General features: G+C 69.2%; 16 protein-coding genes. 15 read left to right on the top strand and 1 reads right to left on the bottom strand.

What is annotated here, in order from left to right; translation table 11 throughout:
- Positions 1-72: 72 nt before the first annotated feature.
- From folC to AAFF41_RS17905, 12 genes are all read left to right on the top strand, one after another.
- The gene (gene folC, locus AAFF41_RS17960; RefSeq protein ID WP_425526133.1) at positions 73-1,608 is read left to right on the top strand and encodes a bifunctional tetrahydrofolate synthase/dihydrofolate synthase; all 1,536 of its coding nucleotides are present in this window, start codon (positions 73-75) and stop codon (positions 1,606-1,608) included.
- Between the two features lie 5 nt (positions 1,609-1,613).
- On the top strand, positions 1,614-1,967 hold the full coding sequence (locus AAFF41_RS17955; RefSeq protein ID WP_054231900.1) for a DUF4233 domain-containing protein: 354 nt from the start codon (positions 1,614-1,616) through the stop codon (positions 1,965-1,967).
- Positions 1,968-2,179: 212 nt separating this feature from the next.
- Positions 2,180-2,593, top strand: a complete 414-nt coding sequence (gene ndk, locus AAFF41_RS17950; RefSeq protein WP_054231901.1) for a nucleoside-diphosphate kinase — start codon at positions 2,180-2,182, stop codon at positions 2,591-2,593.
- 439 nt (positions 2,594-3,032) lie between these two features.
- Positions 3,033-4,052 (top strand): rod shape-determining protein, encoded by a 1,020-nt coding sequence (locus tag AAFF41_RS17945; RefSeq protein ID WP_037747701.1) that lies wholly within the window; start codon positions 3,033-3,035, stop codon positions 4,050-4,052.
- A 155-nt stretch (positions 4,053-4,207) separates the two neighbouring features.
- Entirely contained in the window at positions 4,208-5,146 is a 939-nt protein-coding gene (gene mreC, locus AAFF41_RS17940; protein ID WP_319744287.1) for a rod shape-determining protein MreC, read from the top strand.
- Positions 5,147-5,159: 13 nt separating this feature from the next.
- Complete coding sequence (mreD, locus tag AAFF41_RS17935) at positions 5,160-5,825, top strand: rod shape-determining protein MreD (RefSeq protein WP_319744286.1); 666 nt, start codon at positions 5,160-5,162, stop codon at positions 5,823-5,825.
- Positions 5,826-5,977: 152 nt separating this feature from the next.
- Positions 5,978-8,239 (top strand): penicillin-binding protein 2, encoded by a 2,262-nt coding sequence (mrdA, locus tag AAFF41_RS17930; protein WP_319744284.1) that lies wholly within the window; start codon positions 5,978-5,980, stop codon positions 8,237-8,239.
- The gene (rodA, locus tag AAFF41_RS17925) at positions 8,236-9,432 is read left to right on the top strand and encodes a rod shape-determining protein RodA (RefSeq protein ID WP_319744281.1); all 1,197 of its coding nucleotides are present in this window, start codon (positions 8,236-8,238) and stop codon (positions 9,430-9,432) included. Before mrdA ends, rodA begins: the two co-directional genes overlap by 4 nt.
- 505 nt (positions 9,433-9,937) lie before the next feature.
- Entirely contained in the window at positions 9,938-11,584 is a 1,647-nt protein-coding gene (locus tag AAFF41_RS17920; RefSeq protein WP_343324216.1) for a CYTH and CHAD domain-containing protein, read from the top strand.
- 81 nt (positions 11,585-11,665) lie between these two features.
- Positions 11,666-13,636: a TIGR03960 family B12-binding radical SAM protein gene (locus AAFF41_RS17915; protein WP_343324215.1), complete on the top strand. Its 1,971-nt coding sequence runs from the start codon at positions 11,666-11,668 to the stop codon at positions 13,634-13,636.
- Positions 13,637-13,921: 285 nt separating this feature from the next.
- A complete protein-coding gene (locus tag AAFF41_RS17910; RefSeq protein ID WP_343324214.1) occupies positions 13,922-15,457 on the top strand; it encodes an MFS transporter in 1,536 nt (511 codons plus the stop codon).
- A gap of 433 nt (positions 15,458-15,890) precedes the next feature.
- A complete protein-coding gene (locus AAFF41_RS17905; RefSeq protein WP_343324213.1) occupies positions 15,891-17,501 on the top strand; it encodes an MFS transporter in 1,611 nt (536 codons plus the stop codon).
- 178 nt (positions 17,502-17,679) lie between these two features.
- On the opposite strand, the gene arsM is transcribed toward AAFF41_RS17905, so the two are convergent.
- Positions 17,680-18,573, bottom strand: coding sequence for an arsenite methyltransferase (gene arsM, locus AAFF41_RS17900; RefSeq protein ID WP_319744266.1), 894 nt, complete (start codon positions 18,571-18,573; stop codon positions 17,680-17,682).
- A 103-nt stretch (positions 18,574-18,676) separates the two neighbouring features.
- Between arsM and AAFF41_RS17895 the strand changes: the two genes are divergently transcribed.
- The 3 genes from AAFF41_RS17895 to AAFF41_RS17885 are packed head-to-tail and all read left to right on the top strand — an operon-like array spanning position 18,677 to position 20,232.
- Positions 18,677-19,054 (top strand): ArsR/SmtB family transcription factor, encoded by a 378-nt coding sequence (locus tag AAFF41_RS17895; RefSeq protein ID WP_319744264.1) that lies wholly within the window; start codon positions 18,677-18,679, stop codon positions 19,052-19,054.
- A complete protein-coding gene (locus AAFF41_RS17890) occupies positions 19,051-19,791 on the top strand; it encodes an MIP/aquaporin family protein (RefSeq protein ID WP_319744262.1) in 741 nt (246 codons plus the stop codon). Before AAFF41_RS17895 ends, AAFF41_RS17890 begins: the two co-directional genes overlap by 4 nt.
- 30 nt (positions 19,792-19,821) lie before the next feature.
- Positions 19,822-20,232 (top strand): arsenate reductase ArsC, encoded by a 411-nt coding sequence (locus AAFF41_RS17885; protein WP_319744260.1) that lies wholly within the window; start codon positions 19,822-19,824, stop codon positions 20,230-20,232.
- Positions 20,233-21,183 lie beyond the last annotated feature (951 nt).

Below are 21,183 nucleotides of genomic sequence, written 5' to 3'. Positions count from 1 at the left end.
GGGACGGGACGGGCAGGGGCGGCGGGGGCGAGAGACCCGGGGCGGGCTCGGCTCCGTAGACTGGCAGCGTGAGTGAGCTCCCCGCACGACAGCAGCGAGCCGGACGAGCCGGACCCCAGCGACCCGCACGCCCTCTTCGACGAGATCATCGCGGCCGAGACCGACCGCGACCCCGACCTCGCGGTGATCGAGGCCGGCAGCCGCACCCTGCGCACCCGGGGCGCCGACGCGGGCCGGCAGGCCGACGTGCCCGGCCGCCCCGCCGACCCCGAGGTCGACAAGGCGCTGCGCGCGGTGGAGTCCGAGCTCGCCGGCCGCTGGGGCGAGACCAAACTGGAGCCCTCCGTCAGCCGGATCGCCGCGCTGATGGACGTCCTGGGCGAGCCCCAGCGCGCGTACCCCTCGATCCACATCACGGGCACGAACGGCAAGACCTCCACCGCCCGCATGATCGAGGCCCTCCTCGGCGCCTTCGACCTGCGCACCGGCCGGTACACCAGCCCCCACGTCCAGTCGATCACCGAGCGGATCAGCCTCGACGGCGACCCGATCTCCGCCGAGCGGTTCATCGAGACGTACAACGACATCAAGCCGTACATCGAGATGGTCGACGGCCAGCAGGAGTACCGGCTGTCGTTCTTCGAGGTGCTCACCGGCATGGCGTACGCCGCCTTCGCGGACAGCCCCGTCGACGTCGCCGTCGTCGAGGTCGGCATGGGCGGCAGCTGGGACGCCACCAACGTGATCGACGGGGACGTCGCCGTCGTCACCCCGATCGACCTCGACCACACCGACCGGCTCGGCGAGACGCCCGGCGAGATCGCCACCGAGAAGGCCGGCATCATCAAGCAGGACGCGACGGTGATCCTGGCGCAGCAGCCGGTGGACGCCGCTCAGGTGCTGTTGAAGAAGGCCGTGGAAGTCGACGCGACCGTGGCCCGTGAGGGCCTGGAGTTCGGGGTCGTCGCCCGGCAGGTCGCCGTCGGCGGGCAGCTGATCACACTGCGCGGGCTCGGCGGGGAGTACGAGGAGATCTTCCTGCCGCTGCACGGCCCCTACCAGGCGCACAACGCCGCCGTGGCGCTCGCAGCGGTCGAGGCGTTCTTCGGCGTCGGCGCGGCGCACGCCCAGCGGCTCGACATCGACACCGTGCGGAAGGCGTTCGCCGCCGTCACCTCGCCGGGCCGCCTCGAGGTCGTACGGCGCTCACCGACCGTCGTCCTGGACGCCGCGCACAACCCGGCGGGCGCCCGTGCCACCGCCGAGGCCGTGGGCGAGGCCTTCGACTTCAGCCGGCTGATCGGGGTCGTCGGCGCGAGCGGCGACAAGAACGTACAGGGGCTGCTCGAGGCCTTCGAGCCGATCTTCGCCGAGGTCGTGATCACCCAGAACTCCAGCCATCGCGCGATGGACGCCGACGAACTCGCCGGGATCGCCGTCGAGATCTTCGGCGACGAGCGGGTGCAGGTGGAGCCGCGGCTCGACGACGCGATCGAGGCGGCGATCACGCTGGCCGAGGAGGAGGGCGAGTACGCGGGCGGCGGCGTTCTCGTGACCGGCTCCGTCATCACCGTCGGCGAGGCCCGACTGCTCCTGGGGAGGGGCTGACCGCTGTGCGTACGCTCTGTGCTTCCACTCTGATCGGCGAGTTCTTCGTCATCGGCTTCGCCGGGCTCGTCGCCATGAAGGATCCCGATCTGTCCATGGCCACGGTGTGGACGGTCAGCGGGATCTTCATGGCGGTGAGTGTGCTGCTCTGCGGGATGATCACCCGGCCCGGGGGTGTCCAGCTCGGCTGGGCCCTGCAGATCGCGCTGATCGCCAGCGGGTTCGTCGTGGGGTCGATGTTCTTCCTGGGGGCGATCTTCGCCGCGCTGTGGTGGGCTTCGGTGCACTACGGGCGGAAGATCGACGAGGCCAAGGCGAGGTTCGCTGCGCAGGCGGAGGCGGGCGGGAACCCGGCATAGGGTTCTTCGCCCCGCCCCCTGGGGGCTCGGCCCCCAGTCCCCCGAAAGGTCGCGCAGTTCCCCGCGCCCCTGACAGGGAGCGCGGGGCCCGTAGTCGGAGAGCCCCGAAGAGCCCCGAAGAACCCCGTCCACCTGACTCTGCGTGACACCCACCCAGACACGCCCTGTAGCCTCGGTCACCCGCACACTTGTGACCTGAAGGAGCCACCACCGTGAGCCAGCGCACCCTCGTCCTCCTCAAGCCCGACGCCGTCCGTCGCGGTCTGACCGGCGAGATCATCAGCCGTATCGAGCGCAAGGCCGGCTGGCAGATCACCGCGCTGGAGCTGCGCACGCTGGACCAGGACACGCTGGAGCAGCACTACGGCGAGCACAAGGGCAAGCCGTTCTACGAGCCGCTGGTGGAGTTCATGGCGTCCGGCCCGGTCGTGGCGCTGGTCGTCGAGGGCGAGCGGGTCATCGAGGGCGTGCGCGCGCTCGCCGGCCCCACCGACCCCATCGCCGCCGCCCCCGGTTCCATCCGCGGCGACTACGGTGTGATCGTCCGCGAGAACCTGATCCACGCCTCCGACTCCGAGGAGTCCGCCGAGCGCGAGCTGAAGATCTTCTTCCCCGGCCGCGTCTGACCCCTCCTCGCAGTCGCGTCCGAGCTGCGCCCAAGCCGCCGGCGAGTCGCTTCCAAGTCGCCTCCGAGCCAGGTCCAGGTCAGGTCCAGGTCGCGGCAGACCCGCACAGACATCACGATTCCAAGATGTTCTTGTAACGGCTTGCAAAGGCTTGGAAAGGACTTGCGTCCCCAGCCTGATGTCCGACCGGGGACGGCCGTGGAAATTCCGGCCGTCCCGCGGCATATGCGTGCCGATCGGGGGAACGCGTGCCCCCGTTGGGTCGTCTCCACAAGCGGGGCGACGCCACGCATGCTGACAATGGCGAAGACCCTCGCGCAGTGTTCGTGTGGGCGCGTCTACGATGGAGACCTTCACGTCACTGCACCCACCTCGCCGTTCCTAAAAAGCCGTCAAAGCTCCGCTTGGGAAGGCCAGACGAATCCTGATGGGGAACTCAATGTCGTTCATCGGCCGTGACATGGCTGTCGACCTCGGGACCGCCAACACGCTGGTGTACGTCAGGGGTCGCGGGATTGTACTCAACGAGCCGTCCGTCGTCGCGATCAACACCAACACCGGTGGCATCCTCGCGGTCGGCGCGGAGGCGAAGAAGATGATCGGGCGGACCCCCGGCAACATCGTTGCCGTGCGCCCGCTGAAGGACGGTGTCATCGCCGACTTCGAGATCACCGAGCGCATGCTCCGCTATTTCATCCTGAAGATCCACAAGCGGCGCTATCTCGCCCGCCCCCGTGTCGTCGTCTGTGTGCCCTCGGGCATCACGGGTGTCGAGCGCCGTGCCGTCATCGAGGCGTCGTCCCAGGCCGGCGCCCGCCAGGTGCACATCATCGAGGAGCCCATGGCCGCGGCCATCGGGTCCGGCCTGCCGGTCCACGAGGCCACGGGCAACATGGTGGTGGACATCGGCGGCGGCACCACGGAGGTCGCGGTCATCTCGCTCGGCGGCATCGTCACCGCCCAGTCCATCCGCGTCGCGGGCGACGAGCTGGACAACGCGATCATCCAGCACATCAAGAAGGAGTACAGCCTCCTCCTCGGTGAGCGCACCGCCGAACAGATCAAGATCACGATCGGTTCGGCGTACGACCTGGACAACGACGAGCACACCGAAATCCGCGGCCGGGATCTCGTCTCCGGGCTGCCCAAGACCGTTGTCATCTCCGCGGCCGAGGTCCGCAAGGCGATCGAGGAACCGGTCAACGCGATCGTCGACGCAGTGAAGACGACGCTCGACAAGTGCCCGCCGGAGCTTTCGGGTGACGTGATGGACCGCGGAATCGTTCTGACGGGCGGCGGGGCGCTGCTGCGCGGGCTCGACGAGCGCCTGCGCCGCGAGACCGGTATGCCGATCCACATCGCCGAGGATCCGCTGGACAGCGTGGCGCTCGGGTCCGGCAAGTGTGTCGAGGAATTCGAGGCGCTCCAGCAGGTTCTGGACGCCCAGCCGCGCAGATGAGGTAACTCTTCGATTCCGCCGTAACGGGATGATCGCTTCTCGTACGGCGGATCGTTGATATCGAGGCATAAGCTCCCCCATAACACCCTTGGGCGTCAGCACTCGCTCGGGGTGCGTTCCTGTTGACACCGACGAGGAAGGCACGGCCGCCGCACGTGAGGGACACACGAGAGAGCCGGCTGCTCCTGGTGCTGCTGATCGCCATCGCGTTCGCTCTGATCACGGTGGACATCCGTGGTGGACAGGACTCACCGGTCCAGGGTGCCCGCCAAGCCGCCGCGGCGGCCTTCGGCCCGATCGAGAACGGGGTGTCCTCCGCGGTCAACCCCGTCGGCAACGCGATCGCCGCGGTCCGCGACTCGGACAGCCGGCACGATCGCATCGCCCAACTCGAGCACGACAACACGGCGCTGAAGGCCAAGCTCGGCAGCGGCGACCGCAATCGCAGCCGTCTGAACCAGCTCGACAAGATGCTGAAGATGGCCGGCGCCGGGCAGTACGGCATCAAGGGCGCCGAGGTCATCGCCATAGGAGCCGCCCAGGGCTTCTCCTGGACCGTGACCATCGACGTCGGCAGCAAGGACGGCATCCAGCGCGACATGACGGTCCTGAACGGCGACGGACTCGTCGGCCGCGTGACCACCGTCGGTCCGGACACCGCCACGGTGCTGCTCGCCAACGACCCCGATTTCACCGTCGGTACGCGGATGGAGTCCAGCGACGAGCTCGGCTTCGCCTCCGGTCAGGGCGACCGCCCGCTGCGGGTGGAGATGCTCAACGGCAAGGCGAAGATCAAGAAGGGGGACCGGCTGGTCACCTTCGGCTCGCAGGCCGACAAGCCCTTCGTGCCCGGCGTCCCGGTCGGCGTGGTGTCCCGTGTCGACCCGTCAGGCGGCGACCTGACCCGCACGATCTACGTCACGTCGTACGTCGCGTTCTCGAAGCTCGACATCGTCGGTGTCGTCGTAGAGGCCCCCCGCAAGGACCCACGTGACACGGTGCTGCCGGCCAAGCCCAAACCGACGCCCACGCCGACCGTGACCGTGACGGTCACCCCCTCGGCGTCCGCGCCCGTCACCGGCCAGACGCCGTAGGAGCTGAATCCCCATGCGTTTCAATCGGATGCTGCTCTCCGCCACCCTGGTGGTGGTCGCCCTGGTGATCCAGGTGAGCGTCCTCGCCCGTCTCCATCTCCCGGGTGCCGTCCCGGACCTCGTCCTGCTCACCGTGCTGGCCCTCGCCATGGTCTACGGCCATGTCGGCGGCGCCCTCATCGGCTTCGGCGCCGGCCTGCTCGCCGACCTCGCCCCGCCCGCCGACCACGCCGCCGGGCGCTACGCCCTCGTGCTGTGCGTCATCGGCTATCTCGCGGGGCTGGCGAAGCCGGAGAACGGCCAGCTCAAGTCGGCGACCGGCCCGATGGCCGTGGTCGTCGCCGCCGCGGTCGGCTCCACCCTGCTGTACGCCGGTGTCGGCGCCCTCGTCGGTGACACCGCCGCCCGCCATGTGGGCCTGGGCAGCCTGCTGTTCACGGCCGCCCTGTACGACCTGCTGCTCGCGCCGTTCGTGGTCCCGGGGCTGATGGCCCTGGCCCGGCGCTCCGAGAGCAATCCGCTCGCCGATTCCAACAGCGCCAAGGCCGCCGACGTCTCCTCGGGCTGGCTGGCCTCCGGTACCGGCCTGCGCATCGGCAGCCAGCGCGGCCACCGGGTCAAGGCCGCCCGCGCCCGCGTCGCCCGCGCGGGGCGCATCAAGGGGGTCAAGCGCCTGTGAGCACACGTCGGTTGACCGACCCCGGGGTCAAGTCCCCCAGGTTCGCCGTGTACTCGTATGACCTGTATGACTCGTACGCATGTGGCGCCCCGTACGCACACGGCTCGCGCGCCCGTGTCCCGTACCCACTCTGAGAGGGGGAGGCAGCACCAGTGACCAACATTCCCGAGACCGGCAGGACCCCACGGGTACAGATCCGGCTCGTCGTCATCCAGATCCTCGTGCTCTCCCTCCTCGGTACCCTCGGCGGCCGTCTGTGGTACCTCCAGATCCGCAACGGCCAGGAGTACGCCAAGGAAGCCTCCGGCAACCACGTCCAGCAGGTCGTCCAGCCCGCCGTACGCGGCTCGATCCTCGACGCGCGCGGGGTGCCGATCGCCGACAACGAGACCCGGCTCGTGGTCTCCGCCTCGCGCACCGACCTGATGAAGATGAAGGACGACGGCAAGGCGGTCCTGACGAAGCTGGCCGGCGTGCTGGACATGAAGCCCGAGGACGTCATCCAGAAGGTCCGGCTGTGTGACGCGAAGACGCCGCAGCCCTGCTGGAACGGCTCCCCGTACCAGCCCATCCCCATCACCGACGAGGCCACCGCCAAGCAGGCCCTGCAGATCCGTGAGCGTTCCGAGGACTTCCCCGGCATCAGCGCCGAGCCCGAGGCCGTACGTCGCTACGCCGCCCCCGGCAAGGCCAACACCGCTCAGGTCCTCGGCTATCTCTCACCCGTCACGGACGCCGAGATCACCCAGGCCAAGGACAGCAGCTCGCCCTACCTCCGGTCCGACCAGGTCGGCCGCTCCGGCCTCGAGCGCCAGTACGACAAGGAGTTGCGCGGCAAGGCCGGCGTCACCCGTTACGAGGTCGACAACCTCGGCCGCGTGATCGGCAAGGCCAAGAGCGACGCGGCCCAGTCCGGCTCCAACCTCGTCACCAGCATCGACTCCCGCGTCCAGCGGGTCGCCGAGTACGAGCTGGACACGGCGATGAAGACCGCCCGCCAGCAGTTCGACAAGATCACCGGCGAGAACTACAAGGCCGACTCGGGCGCCGTCGTGGTGATGGAGGCCAAGACCGGCCGGATCGTCTCCATGGCGTCCGCCCCGACGTACGACCCGAACGCCTGGGTCGGCGGCATCTCCGCCAAGGACTACAAGGCCCTCACCGGAAAGAACTCCGACTACCCGCTCCTGAACAGGGCCATACAGGGTCAGTCCGCGCCCGGTTCGACCTTCAAGGTGGTCTCCACGGCCGCCGCGGTCGAGGCCGGCTACGAGTGGGACGGCGGCTACCCCTGCACCAGCTCGTACTCGGTGGGCGGCCAGGTCTTCAAGAACTTCGAGGGCGAGAACTTCGGCCCCATCTCGCTCGGCCGGGCCCTCGAGGTCTCGTGCGACACCGTCTTCTACGGCCTCGCGGACAACGAGTGGAAGAAGGACGGCGGCATCAACCCCAAGAAGGGGGAGCCGAAGGACTACTTCTTCAAGGCCGCCCACCAGTTCGGCCTCGGCAAGGAGACCGGCGTCGACCTGCCCAACGAGGTCACCGGCCGCGTCCCGGACCGCCAGTGGAAGCAGAACTACTGGAAGGCCAACAAGGACGTCTGGTGCAAGTCCGGCAAGAAGGACGGTGACTACGTCCAGAAGATCGCGTACGAGAACTGCCTCGAGGGCAACAAGATGCGCGAGGGTGACGAGATCAACTACTCCATCGGTCAGGGCGACACCCTCGTCACCCCGATCCAGGAGGCCATGATCTACGGGGCGCTCGCCAACGGCGGCACCATCCACACGCCGACCATCGGCAAGGCGATCGTCAGCGCCGACGGCAAGACCGTCCAGGAGATCAAGCCCAAGGTCAAGGGCAGGCTGCCGATCAGCGAGGCCACGCTCAAGGGCATGGACTCGGCCCTGGAAGGCGTCGTCACCCGTGGTACCGCCGCCTGGAAGTTCGGCGGCTGGCCGCAGGACAAGATCGCGCTGCACGCCAAGACCGGTACCGCCGAGGTCTACGGCAAGCAGACCACGTCCTGGTTCGCCACGTACACCAAGGACTACACGGTCGTCATGACCATCGCCCAGGCCGGTACGGGCTCCGGCGCCTCCGGTGAGGCCGTGCGCAACATCTACAACGCGCTGTACGGCGTCCAGGCCGACGGCTCCATCGACAACTCGAAGGCCCTCCTCCCCACCCCCCAGAAGGGCCTCCCGAAGATCCAGACGGACGGTTCGATCGACACCCCGGAGATCTCCAAGGACCCCGTCAAGGACCTCCAGGCCAGCGAGTCGCCCTCGCCCGGAGCCACCGACCAGCAGCTGCCCGCGGGCACCACGCCGTCCCCGACGGCCAGTAACCGGAACACCCGAAGGCGTACGGACCGTCCGAAGAAGCGGCGGGGGACGAGGATCCTGACATGACCGGAGCGAACAACTTCTCCGTCTCCGGCTACGGCCCCGCCCGCGGCGGGATGTCACGGCTCCTGGCCCGTGACTCCCTGGCCCGCCGCCTCGACTGGCCGATACTGCTCTCGGCCATGGCGCTCTCCCTGATCGGCTCGGCCCTCGTCTACTCGGCGACCCGCAACCGCACCGAGATCAACCAGGGCGACCCGTACTACTTCCTCATCCGCCACCTCATGAACACCGGCATCGGCTTGGGGCTGATGGTCGGCACGATCTGGCTGGGCCACCGCACCCTGCGCACGGCGGTCCCGATCCTGTACGGCCTCTCGGTCTTCATGATCCTGCTGGTGCTGACCCCGCTCGGCGCGACGATCAACGGCCAGCGCAACTGGCTCGTCGCGGGCGGTCTGTCGCTCCAGCCCGCCGAGTTCATCAAGATCACGATCATCCTGGGCATGGCGATGCTGTTGGCCACCCGGGTGGACGCGGGCGACAAGCAGTACCCCGACCACCGCACGGTGCTGCAGGCGCTGGGCCTCGCGGCCGTCCCGATGATGATCGTGATGCTCATGCCCGACCTGGGCACGATCATGGTCGCGGTCATCATCGTGCTCGGCGTGCTGCTCGCCTCCGGCGCCTCCAACCGCTGGGTGTTCGGTCTGCTCGGCGCCGGTGCGCTGGGCGCGGTGGCGATCTGGCAGCTCAAGATCCTCGACGAGTACCAGATCAACCGCTTCGCCGCCTTCGCCAACCCCGACCTCGACCCGGCAGGCGTCGGCTACAACACCAACCAGGCCCGTATCGCCATCGGCTCCGGCGGCCTCTTCGGCACGGGCCTGGGCCACGGCTCCCAGACCACGGGCCAGTTCGTCCCGGAACAGCAGACGGACTTCGTCTTCACGGTCGCGGGCGAGGAACTGGGCTTCGTGGGCGCCGGCCTGATCCTGCTCCTGCTGGGCGTCGTCCTGTGGCGGGCCTGCCGCATCGCCCGCGAGACCACCGAGCTGTACGGCACGATCGTCGCCGCCGGCATCATCGCCTGGTTCGCCTTCCAGGCCTTCGAGAACATCGGCATGACCCTGGGCATCATGCCGGTCGCGGGCCTTCCCCTGCCCTTCGTCTCCTACGGCGGTTCGTCGATGTTCGCGGTGTGGGTGGCGGTGGGGTTGTTGCAGTCGATCAGAGTCCAGCGCCCCATGTCGGCGTAGGCCTCCGGCGGTTGGGCGGGAGGGGGTGCGTCTTCGGGTGCGGCCCGGTGGGGGTTGGTCGCGCAGTTCCTCGCGCCACTGAAGGCCATGGGCGGCCGGTGTTCGAGGGGCGTGTCCGATCCAGCCCCTCCGCCAGCGCACCTCGCGCGTCCGGCGTTTGAGGACGAGGCCGTTCAGCCCGTACCCCACCCACCCCGCCCATCCCACCCGCCCGGCCTGCGTCGGCAGGCCAGGGTGGGGGTCGGGGGCGGAGCCCCGCCGGGGTCCAAGGGGCGGCGGCTCCCAATGGGGTGCAGGGGCGGAGCCCCGCGGGGGGTTCGGGGGCGTAGCCCACGGCGGGTGTTGAAGGGGCGGAGCCCCTGGGGATGATGCGGGTCCCCCTGCTCGAGCGAAGCCGAGAGCTTGGGGGAGGGTAGGGGCGGCGGGGGCGAGATCCGGTCGTTCCCGGAGGTCCTGGAAGGGGCTGGTACTGCCGTCCCGGCCCGACAGCCACTAGATTCAGTTCATGGCGGACACCAAGCGCGAAATCGAGCGAAAGTACGAGGGTCCCCCGGCCGAGGGCGACGCGCCACTCCCGGACCTGACCGACGTCCCAGGAGTCTCCGTCGTCATCGACAAGGGTGTGGCCGAACTGGACGCCACCTACTACGACACGGCCGACCAGCGGCTCGCCACCGCCTCCCTCACCCTCCGCCGCCGCACCGGCGGCGACGACGCGGGCTGGCACCTCAAACTCCCCGTTTCCGAGGGCGTCCGCGACGAAATCCGCGCCCCGCTCTCCGACACCGTCCCCGAAGACCTGACCGCCCTCGTCCGCTCCCGCATCCGCGAGGCCGAACTGGTCCCCGTCGTACGTCTCCTGTCGGTCCGAGACATCCGCCACCTCGTCGACGCCTCCGGCACCCTCCTGGCCGAGGTCAGCGTCGACCGCGTCCGCGCGGAGCGCCTCAGCGGCGGTGCGGGCAGCGCGGAATGGACCGAGATCGAGGTGGAACTCGCCGACGACGGCGATCCGGCGTTCCTCGACAAGGTCGAGAAGAAGCTCCGCAAGGCGGGCATCAAACGCTCCGCCTCCGCGTCCAAACTGGCCAAGGCCCTCGACGACACGGCCCCCCGCAAGCCGGAGAAGGCGGAGAAGGTAGGCAAGGCAGGCAAGACGGGGAAGGCGGGGAAGGCGGGCGAGCCGGGGAAGGGTGACAACGCGGGGACGACCGGCAAGGTCGCTGACGTGTCGAAGGCGACGACGAAGGCCGCGAGGCCCGAACCCCCCGACTCGACCCCGCGCACCGCAGGCGACCACATCCTCACCTTCGTCCGCGCCCAACGCGACGCGATCGTCGAGCTCGACCCCGCCGTCCGCCGCGACGTGCCCGACTCCGTGCACCGGATGCGCGTCGCCACCCGCCGCCTCCGCAGCACCTTCCGCTCGTACGGCAAGATCCTCGACCGCACCGTCACCGACCCGATCGGCGTCGAGCTGAAGTGGCTCGCCGCCGAGCTGGGCGTCGACCGCGACCAGGAGGTCCTCACCGAGCACCTGACGTCGGCGCTCGACGACCTCCCGTCCGACCTGGTCACGGGCCCCGTCCAGGCCCGTCTGAGCACCTGGTCGGGGGCCCGCCGCTCCGGCTCCCGGCAGCACCTGATCGCCGTACTGGACGGCAAGCGCTACCTGGACCTGCTGACGACGCTGGACACCCTGGTGGCCGGGCCGCCCCTGCGGGAAGCGGCCTCGAAGAAACCTGCGAAGGTGATCGCCAAGGCCGTACGGAAGGGCTTCAAGAAGGTCGCCGACCTGGTCGGCGAGGCCCTGGAACTGCCGCCCGGCTCCGAGCGCGACCTCGCGATGCACGACGCCCGCAAGAAGGCCAAGCGCACGCGCTACGCGGCCGAGGCGGCGACCCCCGCCCTCGGTGACCCCGCCGCCGACCTGGTCAAGTCGATGAAGTCCCTGCAGACGCTGCTGGGCGACCATCAGGACAGCGTGATGGTCCGCGGGGCCCTGCGGGAGCTGGCGACGGAGGCGCACGCGGCGGGTGAGAACGCGTTCACGTACGGGGTGCTGTACGGCCGCGCGGAGCAGCGCGCGGCGGCGGTGGAGGCGGAGCTGCCGGGGGAGTGGGAGGCGATCGAGGACAAGGGCGCCGTCTGAGGCGTACGGGAGCCGGCCACGGCCGCGTTAGGCTGGATGGTCAACCCTGTCTGTACCTCCCAGCTCACGAAGGTTCGCGAGATGCCTGCCGAAGCCGCTGTATCGGTGTTTCCACAGCTCGAAGCTCTGCTCCCGCATGTGCAGAAGCCGATCCAGTACGTCGGCGGCGAGCTCAACTCCACGGTCAAGGCCTGGGACGCCTGTGACGTCCGCTGGGCGCTGATGTACCCGGACGCGTACGAGGTCGGGCTGCCCAACCAGGGCGTCATGATCCTTTACGAGGTGCTGAACGAGCGCGAGGGCGTCCTCGCCGAGCGCACGTACAGCGTCTGGCCGGACCTGGAGGAGCTGATGCGCGAGCACCGGGTCCCCCAGTTCACGGTGGACAGCCACCGCCCGGTGAAGGCCTTCGACGTCTTCGGTCTGTCCTTCTCCACGGAGCTGGGCTACACGAACATGCTGACGGCCCTGGACCTGGCCGGGATCCCGCTGGAGTCCAAGGACCGTACGCTCGACGACCCGATCGTCCTGGCCGGCGGCCACGCGGCGTTCAACCCCGAGCCGATCGCCGACTTCATCGACGCGGCGATCATCGGTGACGGCGAGCAGGCCGTGCTCGACATGACGGAGATCATCCGCGCCTGGAAGGCGGAGGGCCGCCCGGGCGGCCGCGAGGAGGTCCTCTTCCGCCTGGCGAAGACGGGCAACGTCTACATCCCGGCGTTCTACGACGTCGAGTACCTCTCCGACGGCCGTATCGCCCGTGTCGTGCCCAACAAGTCGGGTGTCCCGTGGCGTGTGTCCAAGCACACGGTCATGGACCTCGACGAGTGGCCGTACCCCAAGCAGCCGCTGGTCCCGCTGGCCGAGACGGTCCACGAGCGGATGTCGGTGGAGATCTTCCGCGGCTGTACGCGCGGCTGCCGCTTCTGCCAGGCGGGCATGATCACCCGCCCGGTGCGCGAGCGCTCGATCACGGGCATCGGCGAGATGGTGGAGAAGGGCCTGAAGGCGACGGGCTTCGAGGAGGTCGGCCTGCTGTCCCTCTCCTCCGCCGACCACTCGGAGATCGGTGACATCGCCAAGGGCCTGGCGGACCGCTACGAGGAGGACAAGATCGGCCTGTCCCTCCCCTCGACCCGTGTGGACGCCTTCAACGTCGACCTGGCGAACGAGCTGACGAGGAACGGCCGTCGCTCCGGTCTGACCTTCGCGCCGGAGGGCGGCTCCGAGCGCATGCGCAAAGTCATCAACAAGATGGTCTCGGAGGAGGACCTCATCCGGACCGTCTCCACGGCGTACGGCAACGGCTGGCGGCAGGTGAAGCTGTACTTCATGTGCGGCCTGCCGACGGAGACGGACGAGGACGTCCTGCAGATCGCCGACATGGCGATGAACGTGATCGCCGAGGGCCGCAAGGTCTCCGGCCAGAACGACATCCGCTGCACGGTGTCCATCGGCGGCTTCGTCCCCAAGCCGCACACCCCCTTCCAGTGGGCGCCCCAGCTCTCCGCCGAGGAGACGGACGCCCGCCTGGAGAAGCTCCGTGACAAGATCCGCGGCGACAAGAAGTACGGCCGTTCCATCGGCTTCCGCTACCACGATGGCAAGCCCGGCATCGTCGAGGGCCTGCTCTCCCGCGGTGACCGCCGCATCGGCGCCGTCATCCGCGCGGTCTACGAGGACGGCGGCCGCTTCGACGGCTGGCGCGAGCACTTCTCGTACGACCGTTGGATGGCCTGCGCCGAGAAGACCCTCCCGGCCTTCGGCGTGGACGTCGACTGGTACACGACCCGCGAGAAGACCTACGAGGAGGTCCTTCCCTGGGACCACCTCGACTCCGGCCTCGACAAGGACTGGCTCTGGGAGGACTGGCAGGACGCCCTCGACGAGACGGAGGTCGAGGACTGCCGCTGGACCCCGTGCTTCGACTGCGGCGTCTGCCCGCAGATGGACACCAGCATTCAGATCGGCCCGACGGGCAAGAAGCTGCTGCCGCTGACGGTCAAGAACGCGGCGCCGGCGCCTGCTTCGGGCGGTCACGCGCACTGAGGTGGGTGAGGCGGCTGCGTGGGCGGCGATCGGCGCTTCGCCGATGGCGCTCTCGCGGGCGCCGCTGCCGGGTCCTGGACGGTACCCGCACATCGCCTCCGAGGTGGAGTGGGCCTGAAGGTCTTACAGGCATGTGCGCGGCTGCGTGACCAGTTGAGCCCCTTCCCGGATCGGGAGGGGGCTCGGTGCTGTCTTTCTGTGCGTGTCGGCCCGGGGGGACCCCGACGGTGCGCCATGGCCGAATTAGTGTCGACCGGTATGCGACGAAGCACACGAGGCGCTTCGGTGTCATCCGCTGAGTCACCTACCAACTCGACGACCCTGCGGATCATCGTGGCCCTCGCCATCGCCTTCACCGTCACCGTCGTCGACCCCTTGGTGCTCGGCCTGAATCTGCCGCAGGTGAGCCGGGCCCTCCATGTGCCGCCGCAAGTCGTCGGGTTGCTCGGCGGCGCAGCGACGCTGGTGATGGCCACCTCCGTTCTCGCCGCGGGCAGGCTCGGGGACTCCGTCGGGCTCAAGCGGCTGCTGATGCTGGGACTGGTCCTCGTCACGGTCGCCGACCTGCTCTCCGTGTTCTCGCCCGGCTATGGGTTCCTGCTGGCGATGCGCTTTCTGGCCGGGCTGGGTATGACCGCGCTACTGGCAGTGCCGCTGGCCCTGCTGAAGGTGTCCGTGGCGCCGGAGAGGCGGCCGCTCGCCATCGGTGGCCTTATGGCCGTCGATGTGCTCCTGTGCGGGCTGATCCCCGCGTTCACGGGCTGGGCGGTGGCGGACGTCGGCTGGCGGTTCCTGTTCCTGATCGCTCCCCTGCTGTGCCTGGTGTCGCTGTGGTTGACGGCCCGGTACGTGCCGGAGTCACCCGTCCAGCAGGGCCGTCGCCTCGACGTGGTGGGTGTCGCCCTGATCGGGGCGACTCTCCTGGCCCTCGTCCTCGGCCTCGCCGCGGCGCAGAACGGCATTCTCCGGCCCGAGACATGGGTGCCGTTGGTGATCAGCCCGGTCCTCGCCGTGCTCTTCGTGCTTCATGCACGCCGCACTCCGGACCCCGCCCTGGACCTGGCACTGTTCCGCAACGCATCGTTCAAGGTGGCCTTGGCGGCGACCCTTACGCTGAACTTCCTGATCGCGGGGCTCGGCATCGTCCTGGGGCAGTTCGGCACCGTTGTGCTGTCGCTCTCACCCGAGTCCGTCGGCCTGCTATACCTGCCCGGCACACTGCTGATCGCCGGTACCGTGATCCTGGCCGGGAGCCTGATCGGGAAGTGCGGCCCGCGGCCGGTGATGATCGCCGGCCTGCTGGTGATGGCGGCAAGCGGACTGCTGCTGGCGGGCACCGCCAGCCCCGCTATGGCGCTGTGGCTGCTCGTGCCGACCACATGGCTGTGCAACCTCGGGTCGGTGGTCACTTCCGCATCGGTGTCCGAGACGGTCCTCTCCCAGGCACCGCCCGGGCACTCCGGCACGGTGGCCTCCGTCCAGATGGCCTTCGCGATGACCGGCGCCGCTTTCGGGCCCACCGTCTATGTTCTGCTTCTCAATCTCTTCTTCCGGCGGCAGTGGCTGGTGGACGCGAAGTCACGCGGGCTGTCGGTGGCCCGGGCCGGGCGGGCCGTGGATGCCGTGCGCAGCGGACTGGCGCAGAGTCCGGGCAGCACCGTGTACGACTCCAACCTGCTCCGTCAGGCCTCGGGACTGGACCTCGGGCTGGACTTCGCCGATGGTCTACGGCTCACCATGCTGATCGTCAGCATCCTGCCGCTCGTGGTGGCGGTGTTGGCCCTTCTGCTGATGCCCCGTCGCGAAGAGCCCATGGTCTAGGGGGTACCCAGGGTGTGTGCCGAGCCTGTCGCCGACCGCGCCGTGACGGCTCGGCGGTGCCGTCGGCCGACGCGGTTGATCGGCGGTTGTAGGGAAATGGTCGGACTTCCGCCTCCGTCGGTGTGCAGTCCCCAGGAGCGGCAAATCGGCCTTGGTCCACTCGGCCTCAACTCTGCCGACTGCCCCCCGTTGCCACGCGAGTTGCTCCCTCTGACGGTCAAGAACGCCAGTCCGACGCCGTTTTCGAGTGGTCACGCGCACGGACGTGAGCGAGGCACTCGATCGGGTGATTGAGGCGCTGGCGGGAGCGAGAGAGGAAGAGGTGCGGCGGCGCTGGCTGCGGTCGGCGCCCTCGCCCGCCGGTGCCGCCAAGCGGTTGATCCGTGTGGCGTGGTCGAGGAACCCCGGCCGGGGCGGCTGAGATGCTGCGCGCATGATTCCCGGGGCAGGCACTGCCGAGAGCTCGGCAGGAGCGCGGCTCGTTCTGCTGACACTCGCTGCCGGTCAGTTTCTGATGGCGCTCGACAGCTCCGTCATGAACGTCTCGATCGCGGCGGTGGCCGCCGACGTCGGCACGACCGTGACAGGGATCCAAGGCGCCATCACGGCGTACACGCTTGTGATGGCGATGTTCATGATTCCCGGCGGCAAGGTCGGGGCGCTGATCGGCCGAAGGCGCGCCTTCATGATCGGCTGCTGCATCTACGGATGCGGCTCCCTCACCACAGCGCTCGCGCCGAACCTCGCCGTGCTGCTGGTCGGCTGGTCACTCCTGGAGGGCATCGGGGCGGTGCTCATCCTGCCCGCGGTCGTGGCGCTCGTGGCCGGCAACTTCGCCGCTGAACGACGTGCCGCCGCCTATGGACTCGTCGCGGCCGCAGGTGCCGTGGCGATCGCGCTCGGACCGCTCATCGGAGGTTTCGCAGCGACGTACCTTTCCTGGCGATGGGTGTTCGCCGGTGAGGTCCTGGTGGTGACCGGCATCCTGTTGCTCGCCCGCCGTCTTGCTGACGTGTCGAGTGGCAAGCGTCCGCACATCGATCTCGTCGGCACTGTGCTGTCCGCGCTCGGGATCGGGACTTTCGTCTACGGTGTGCTCCGCTCGGACGAATGGGGCTGGTTCCGGCCGAAGCCCGATGCGCCGGCGTGGCTCGGTGTTTCGCTGGTCGTGTGGCTGATACTGACGGGCGTGCTGTTGATCTGGCTGTTCGTCGCGTGGGGGGCCCACCTCGTGGAGCGGCGGCGGGAGCCGCTCATCGACCCGGCCCTGCTGCACAACCAGCAGCTCAGCGGCGGTTTGACCATGTTCTTCTTCCAGTACCTCGTCATGATGGGCGTGTTCTTCGTCGTACCGCTCTATCTGTCGGTCGCTCTGGGCCTGTCCGCGCTCGCGACCGGCGTGCGACTTCTGCCGTTGTCACTGACCTTGGTGGCAGCCGCGACCCTCATCCCACGGCTCCTCCCGGACATCTCACCGAGGCGGGTGGTTCGGCTCGGGATCGTCGCGATGTTCGCCGGCGCGGTGATCCTCATGGCTGCCCTCGACACGGGTGCCGGAGCGGAGATCGTCACTGTCCCCCTCCTGTTCATCGGGGTCGGCATGGGCGCGCTGGCATCCCAGCTCGGCTCCGTCACCGTCTCCGCGGTGCCGGACGAACGGAGTGCGGAGGTCGGCGGCGTGCAGAACGCCGTGACCAACCTCGGCTCCTCCATCGGCACGGCACTGGCGGGATCGATTCTGCTCGCCGCACTCACCTCCTCGTTCTTGACGAACGTCGAGCAGAATCCGGCCGTCCCGGTCAAGGTGAAGAACGAGGCGGCGATCGGACTTCAGAGTGGTGCGACTTTCCTGTCGGACGCCCAGCTCAAGACCGCTCTCGAGGAAGCGGGCACGAATCAGAAGGTGGCCCAGGCCGCGCTGGAGGCCAACGCCGACGCCAGGTTGGACGGCCTGCGCGCCGCGCTCGCGATCCTCGCGTTCGCCTCTGTCCTGGCGATGTACTTCACCTCAAGGCTCCCCACTGCTCAGCCTCGCTCGGCGTAGCCCTGGTCGGAACGTCGCCGATGTCCGTGTCCGCTGTGGGGCGGATGGACATGGTGAGCGGTGGCTCCTCACGCATCCACTGAGCGGTTGAGTGGGCCTGACCCTGTCGAGCCTTCAGAAGTGGCCCGTACGAGCTTGAAGCCCCTCTCGATCGGGAGGGGCCGCAAGGCTGTCCGGGTCAGTTCTGGCAGCCGCAGCCGGATGCTGTCTTGGCCTCTGTGACGGTGACGTCGGGGTCGGCGGAGGTCTCGGCGGGTGTGCAACAGGCGTTGACGCCGCAGCACGCATCGGCCGATCCGGTCGTCCGGGACGCCTGCGGCTCGGTCCGGGGCTTGGTGGCGCGGATGATGGCGGAGTGCATGCCGTCGGCCACGGGGTGCGTGGGGGTGATCTCGACGTTCACGAACCCTGCCGCCTCAAGGCCTTCGCGGTACTCGGTGAACGACAGGGCGCCCGCGATGCAACCGACGTAGTCGCCGCGCTCGGCGCGCTGGGCGGGGGAGAGGGCGTCGTCGGCGACCACGTCCGAGACGCCGATGCGGCCGTGGGGGGTCAGGACGCGGAACGTCTCGGCGAAAACCGCCGCCTTGTCGGTCGACAGGTTGATCACACAGTTGGAGATCACCACGTCGATGGTGCCCGCGGGGAGCGGGATCGCCTCGATGGTGCCCTTGAGGAACTCGACGTTCGTCGCGCCCGCCTTCTTCGCGTTGGTGAGGGCCAGGGCGAGCATCTCGTCGGTCATGTCGAGGCCGTACGCCCTGCCCGTGGGGCCGACGCGGCGGGCGGAGAGCAGGACGTCGATGCCGCCGCCGGAGCCGAGGTCCAGGACGCGTTCGCCCTCGTGGAGATCGGCCACGGCGGTCGGGTTGCCGCAGCCCAGAGAGGCGGCGACGGCGTCGGCGGGCAGGGCGTCGCGCTCGGCGACGGCGTAGAGGGTGGAGCCGAAGTTCTCGTCGACCTCGACCGGTTGCGGCCCGCAACACGCGGTGCCACCCTCGGTCACCTTCACGGCCGCGGCGGCGTACCGCTGTCGGACGGTCTCGCGCAGTTCGGTGGACTGCTCGCTCATGGCTGACTCCTGGTGACGGGGCATGGCAGGCCCCGGAACGGCTTGCATTGACGTTCATTGATGCAACCTTGCGTCTTGTATCGAAGAACGTCAACATAGAGGCATGTCGAAACAAGAGCTTGAGGTGCTCGGCCAGGACGCGGACGGCGCCTGCTGCCAGGGACTGGCCTCCGCCCCGCTGGCCGAGGACCAGGCCGTCGAACTGGCGAAGGCGTTCAAGGCACTGGGCGACCCGGTCCGGCTGCGGCTGCTCTCGATGATCGCTTCGCGGGAGGGCGGCGAGGTGTGCGTGTGCGAGCTGACGCCCGCGTTCGAGCTGTCGCAACCGACGATCTCCCACCATCTCAAGCTGCTCCGGCAGGCCGGACTCATCGACTGCGAGCGACGTGGGACCTGGGTCTACTACTGGGCGCTGCCCGGCGTACTGGACCGGCTGGGCGCGTTCCTGGCCACTCCTGAGCCCGTTGGGGTGACCGCGTGAGCCCTTCGCTCGGCCGGCGTGCGGTGGCCGAGCTGGTCGGGACGGCCGCGCTGGTCGCGGTGGTGGTCGGCTCGGGCATCCAGGCGACGGAGCTGTCACGGGACGTCGGCGTGCAGTTGCTCGCGAACTCGCTCGCCACCGTCTTCGGCCTGGCCGTGCTGATCACGTTGTTCGGGCCGGTGTCGGGGGCCCACTTCAATCCGGCCGTCACCCTGGCCGCCTGGTTCACGGGGCGCAGCAGCGGCGACGGAATGACCGCACGCGAAGCAGCCGTGTACGTCCCCGCCCAGACCCTGGGTGCGATCGGCGGTGCGGTGCTGGCCGATGCGATGTTCGCCGAACCGTTGGTGAAGTGGTCCACGCACGACCGCTCCGCCGGCCACCTGTGGCTGGGTGAGATCGTGGCCACGGCCGGGCTCGTCCTGCTGGTCTTCGGCCTGACCCGGACCGATCGCGCCCACCTCGCCTCAGCTGCCGTGGCGTCCTACATCGGGGCCGCGTACTGGTTCACGTCCTCCACGTCGTTCGCGAACCCGGCGGTGACGGTCGGCCGGGCCTTCACCGACACGTTCGCGGGGATCGCCCCGGCTTCCGTCGCCCCGTTCATCGCCGCGCAACTGGCCGGTGCCGCCGTGGGCCTGGGCCTGCTGGCGGTGGTGTTCGGCCGACCGGCGCCCGCCGAGACAGACGTCGTCGTCCCTCACGGTGAGCCCGAACTCGCCCCGACCGCTTCCTGAGCCCACCTCTTCCCCGGAAAGACACCTGCCATGAGCACTGCCACCCCGCGCCCGTCCGTGCTGTTCGTCTGCGTCCACAACGCCGGGCGCTCCCAGATGGCCGCCGCGTTCCTCACCCACTTCGCGGGCGATCGGGTGGAAGTCCGCTCGGCGGGCTCCACTCCCGCCGACACGGTCAACCCGGCGGTCGTCGACGCGATGAAGGAAGTCGGCATCGACATCTCCGCCGAGACTCCGAAGGTGCTGACTGTCGAAGCGGTGCAGACGTCCGACGTCGTGATCACCATGGGGTGCGGCGACACGTGCCCGGTCTTCCCCGGGAAGCGGTACCTGGATTGGCAGCTCGACGATCCGGCCGGGCAGGGAGTCGACGCGGTCCGCCCGATCCGAGACGAGATCGAGCGGCGCATCCGCGGCCTGGTGGCCGAACTTGCCGGGTGATCGAGAGGGGAGCGACTTGCGGTCGGCGGCAAGGGCCCTCGTGCCCATGCCCACGGCCTCTTCCATGTCCCCGGTACGTGCGGCGACGACTCCGAGCGTGAGCCGGGCCTCTGCCGCACGCATAGGAGAGATTTCGGTTCCGTCGGGCCGTGCTGATGCGGATCGCGGATCGGGCGTGGGCGGCGGCACGTGCCTTGTCGTCGTCCACGATCACCGTCTCGCTTTCGATCACGATGGCTGTGCTGCACTCCCTGTCCCCCGGCAAGGACAAGGGGCTGACGTGCTGAGCCTGGTGGTCGAGCCGGAGAGATGGTCGGTGCGGGTGTCGTAGCGCTGGATGATCTCGCCGGTTGTGCCGTGCAGGGCGGACCGGACCCATTCCGTCGGCGCATGCAGCTCTACGCCCAGGTGAAGTGGGATCGTCCGCCGTCGCGGTGGTGTCGCGAGCTGTGGGTCTGCACATGGTGCTATGCGGTGACCCAGATCGGAACTCCGGCTATGAGATCAGCCGCCCCGGACACTGCCCTGGGAAATCCGGTGGGAAGCGGCGTGGACGGACATGCTGCCGGACGTCGGCCGGCACGCATACGGCTACTTCCACAAGACGCTCTGCGGGATCGAGAAGCCGGACATGACCGGCCCCCCGTTCGGCATGTGGGGCGGTGGTTACCGTGATGAATGCCCTGACTGCACGGCCGCGGCCCTCGCCATCGACGCGCGCTGGCCCGAGGAACGACGTGACGGCTTCCGAGTGGACGTCCCAGCGGGCACCTCGGCCCCGGCCCGAGGACGATCCCGGTTACGTCCGGCCGGTGGACGAACTCGGCCGGCTGGACATCCGGCTACCGCAGACGCCGACGAGCCCGAAGACGCGCGTCCTTGGGGCGCGACCTCGAAGCCCGCCTGGCGGACCCCGGCGTGGAAGTGAACCAGCTCTCCGATCCACAGTCC

It is taken from the genome of Streptomyces mirabilis, from assembly GCF_039503195.1.
In the GTDB taxonomy this organism is placed as follows: domain Bacteria; phylum Actinomycetota; class Actinomycetes; order Streptomycetales; family Streptomycetaceae; genus Streptomyces; species Streptomyces mirabilis_D.
Note: the sequence above shows the minus strand (reverse complement) of the source record. Positions and strands in the feature narration are given on the sequence as shown.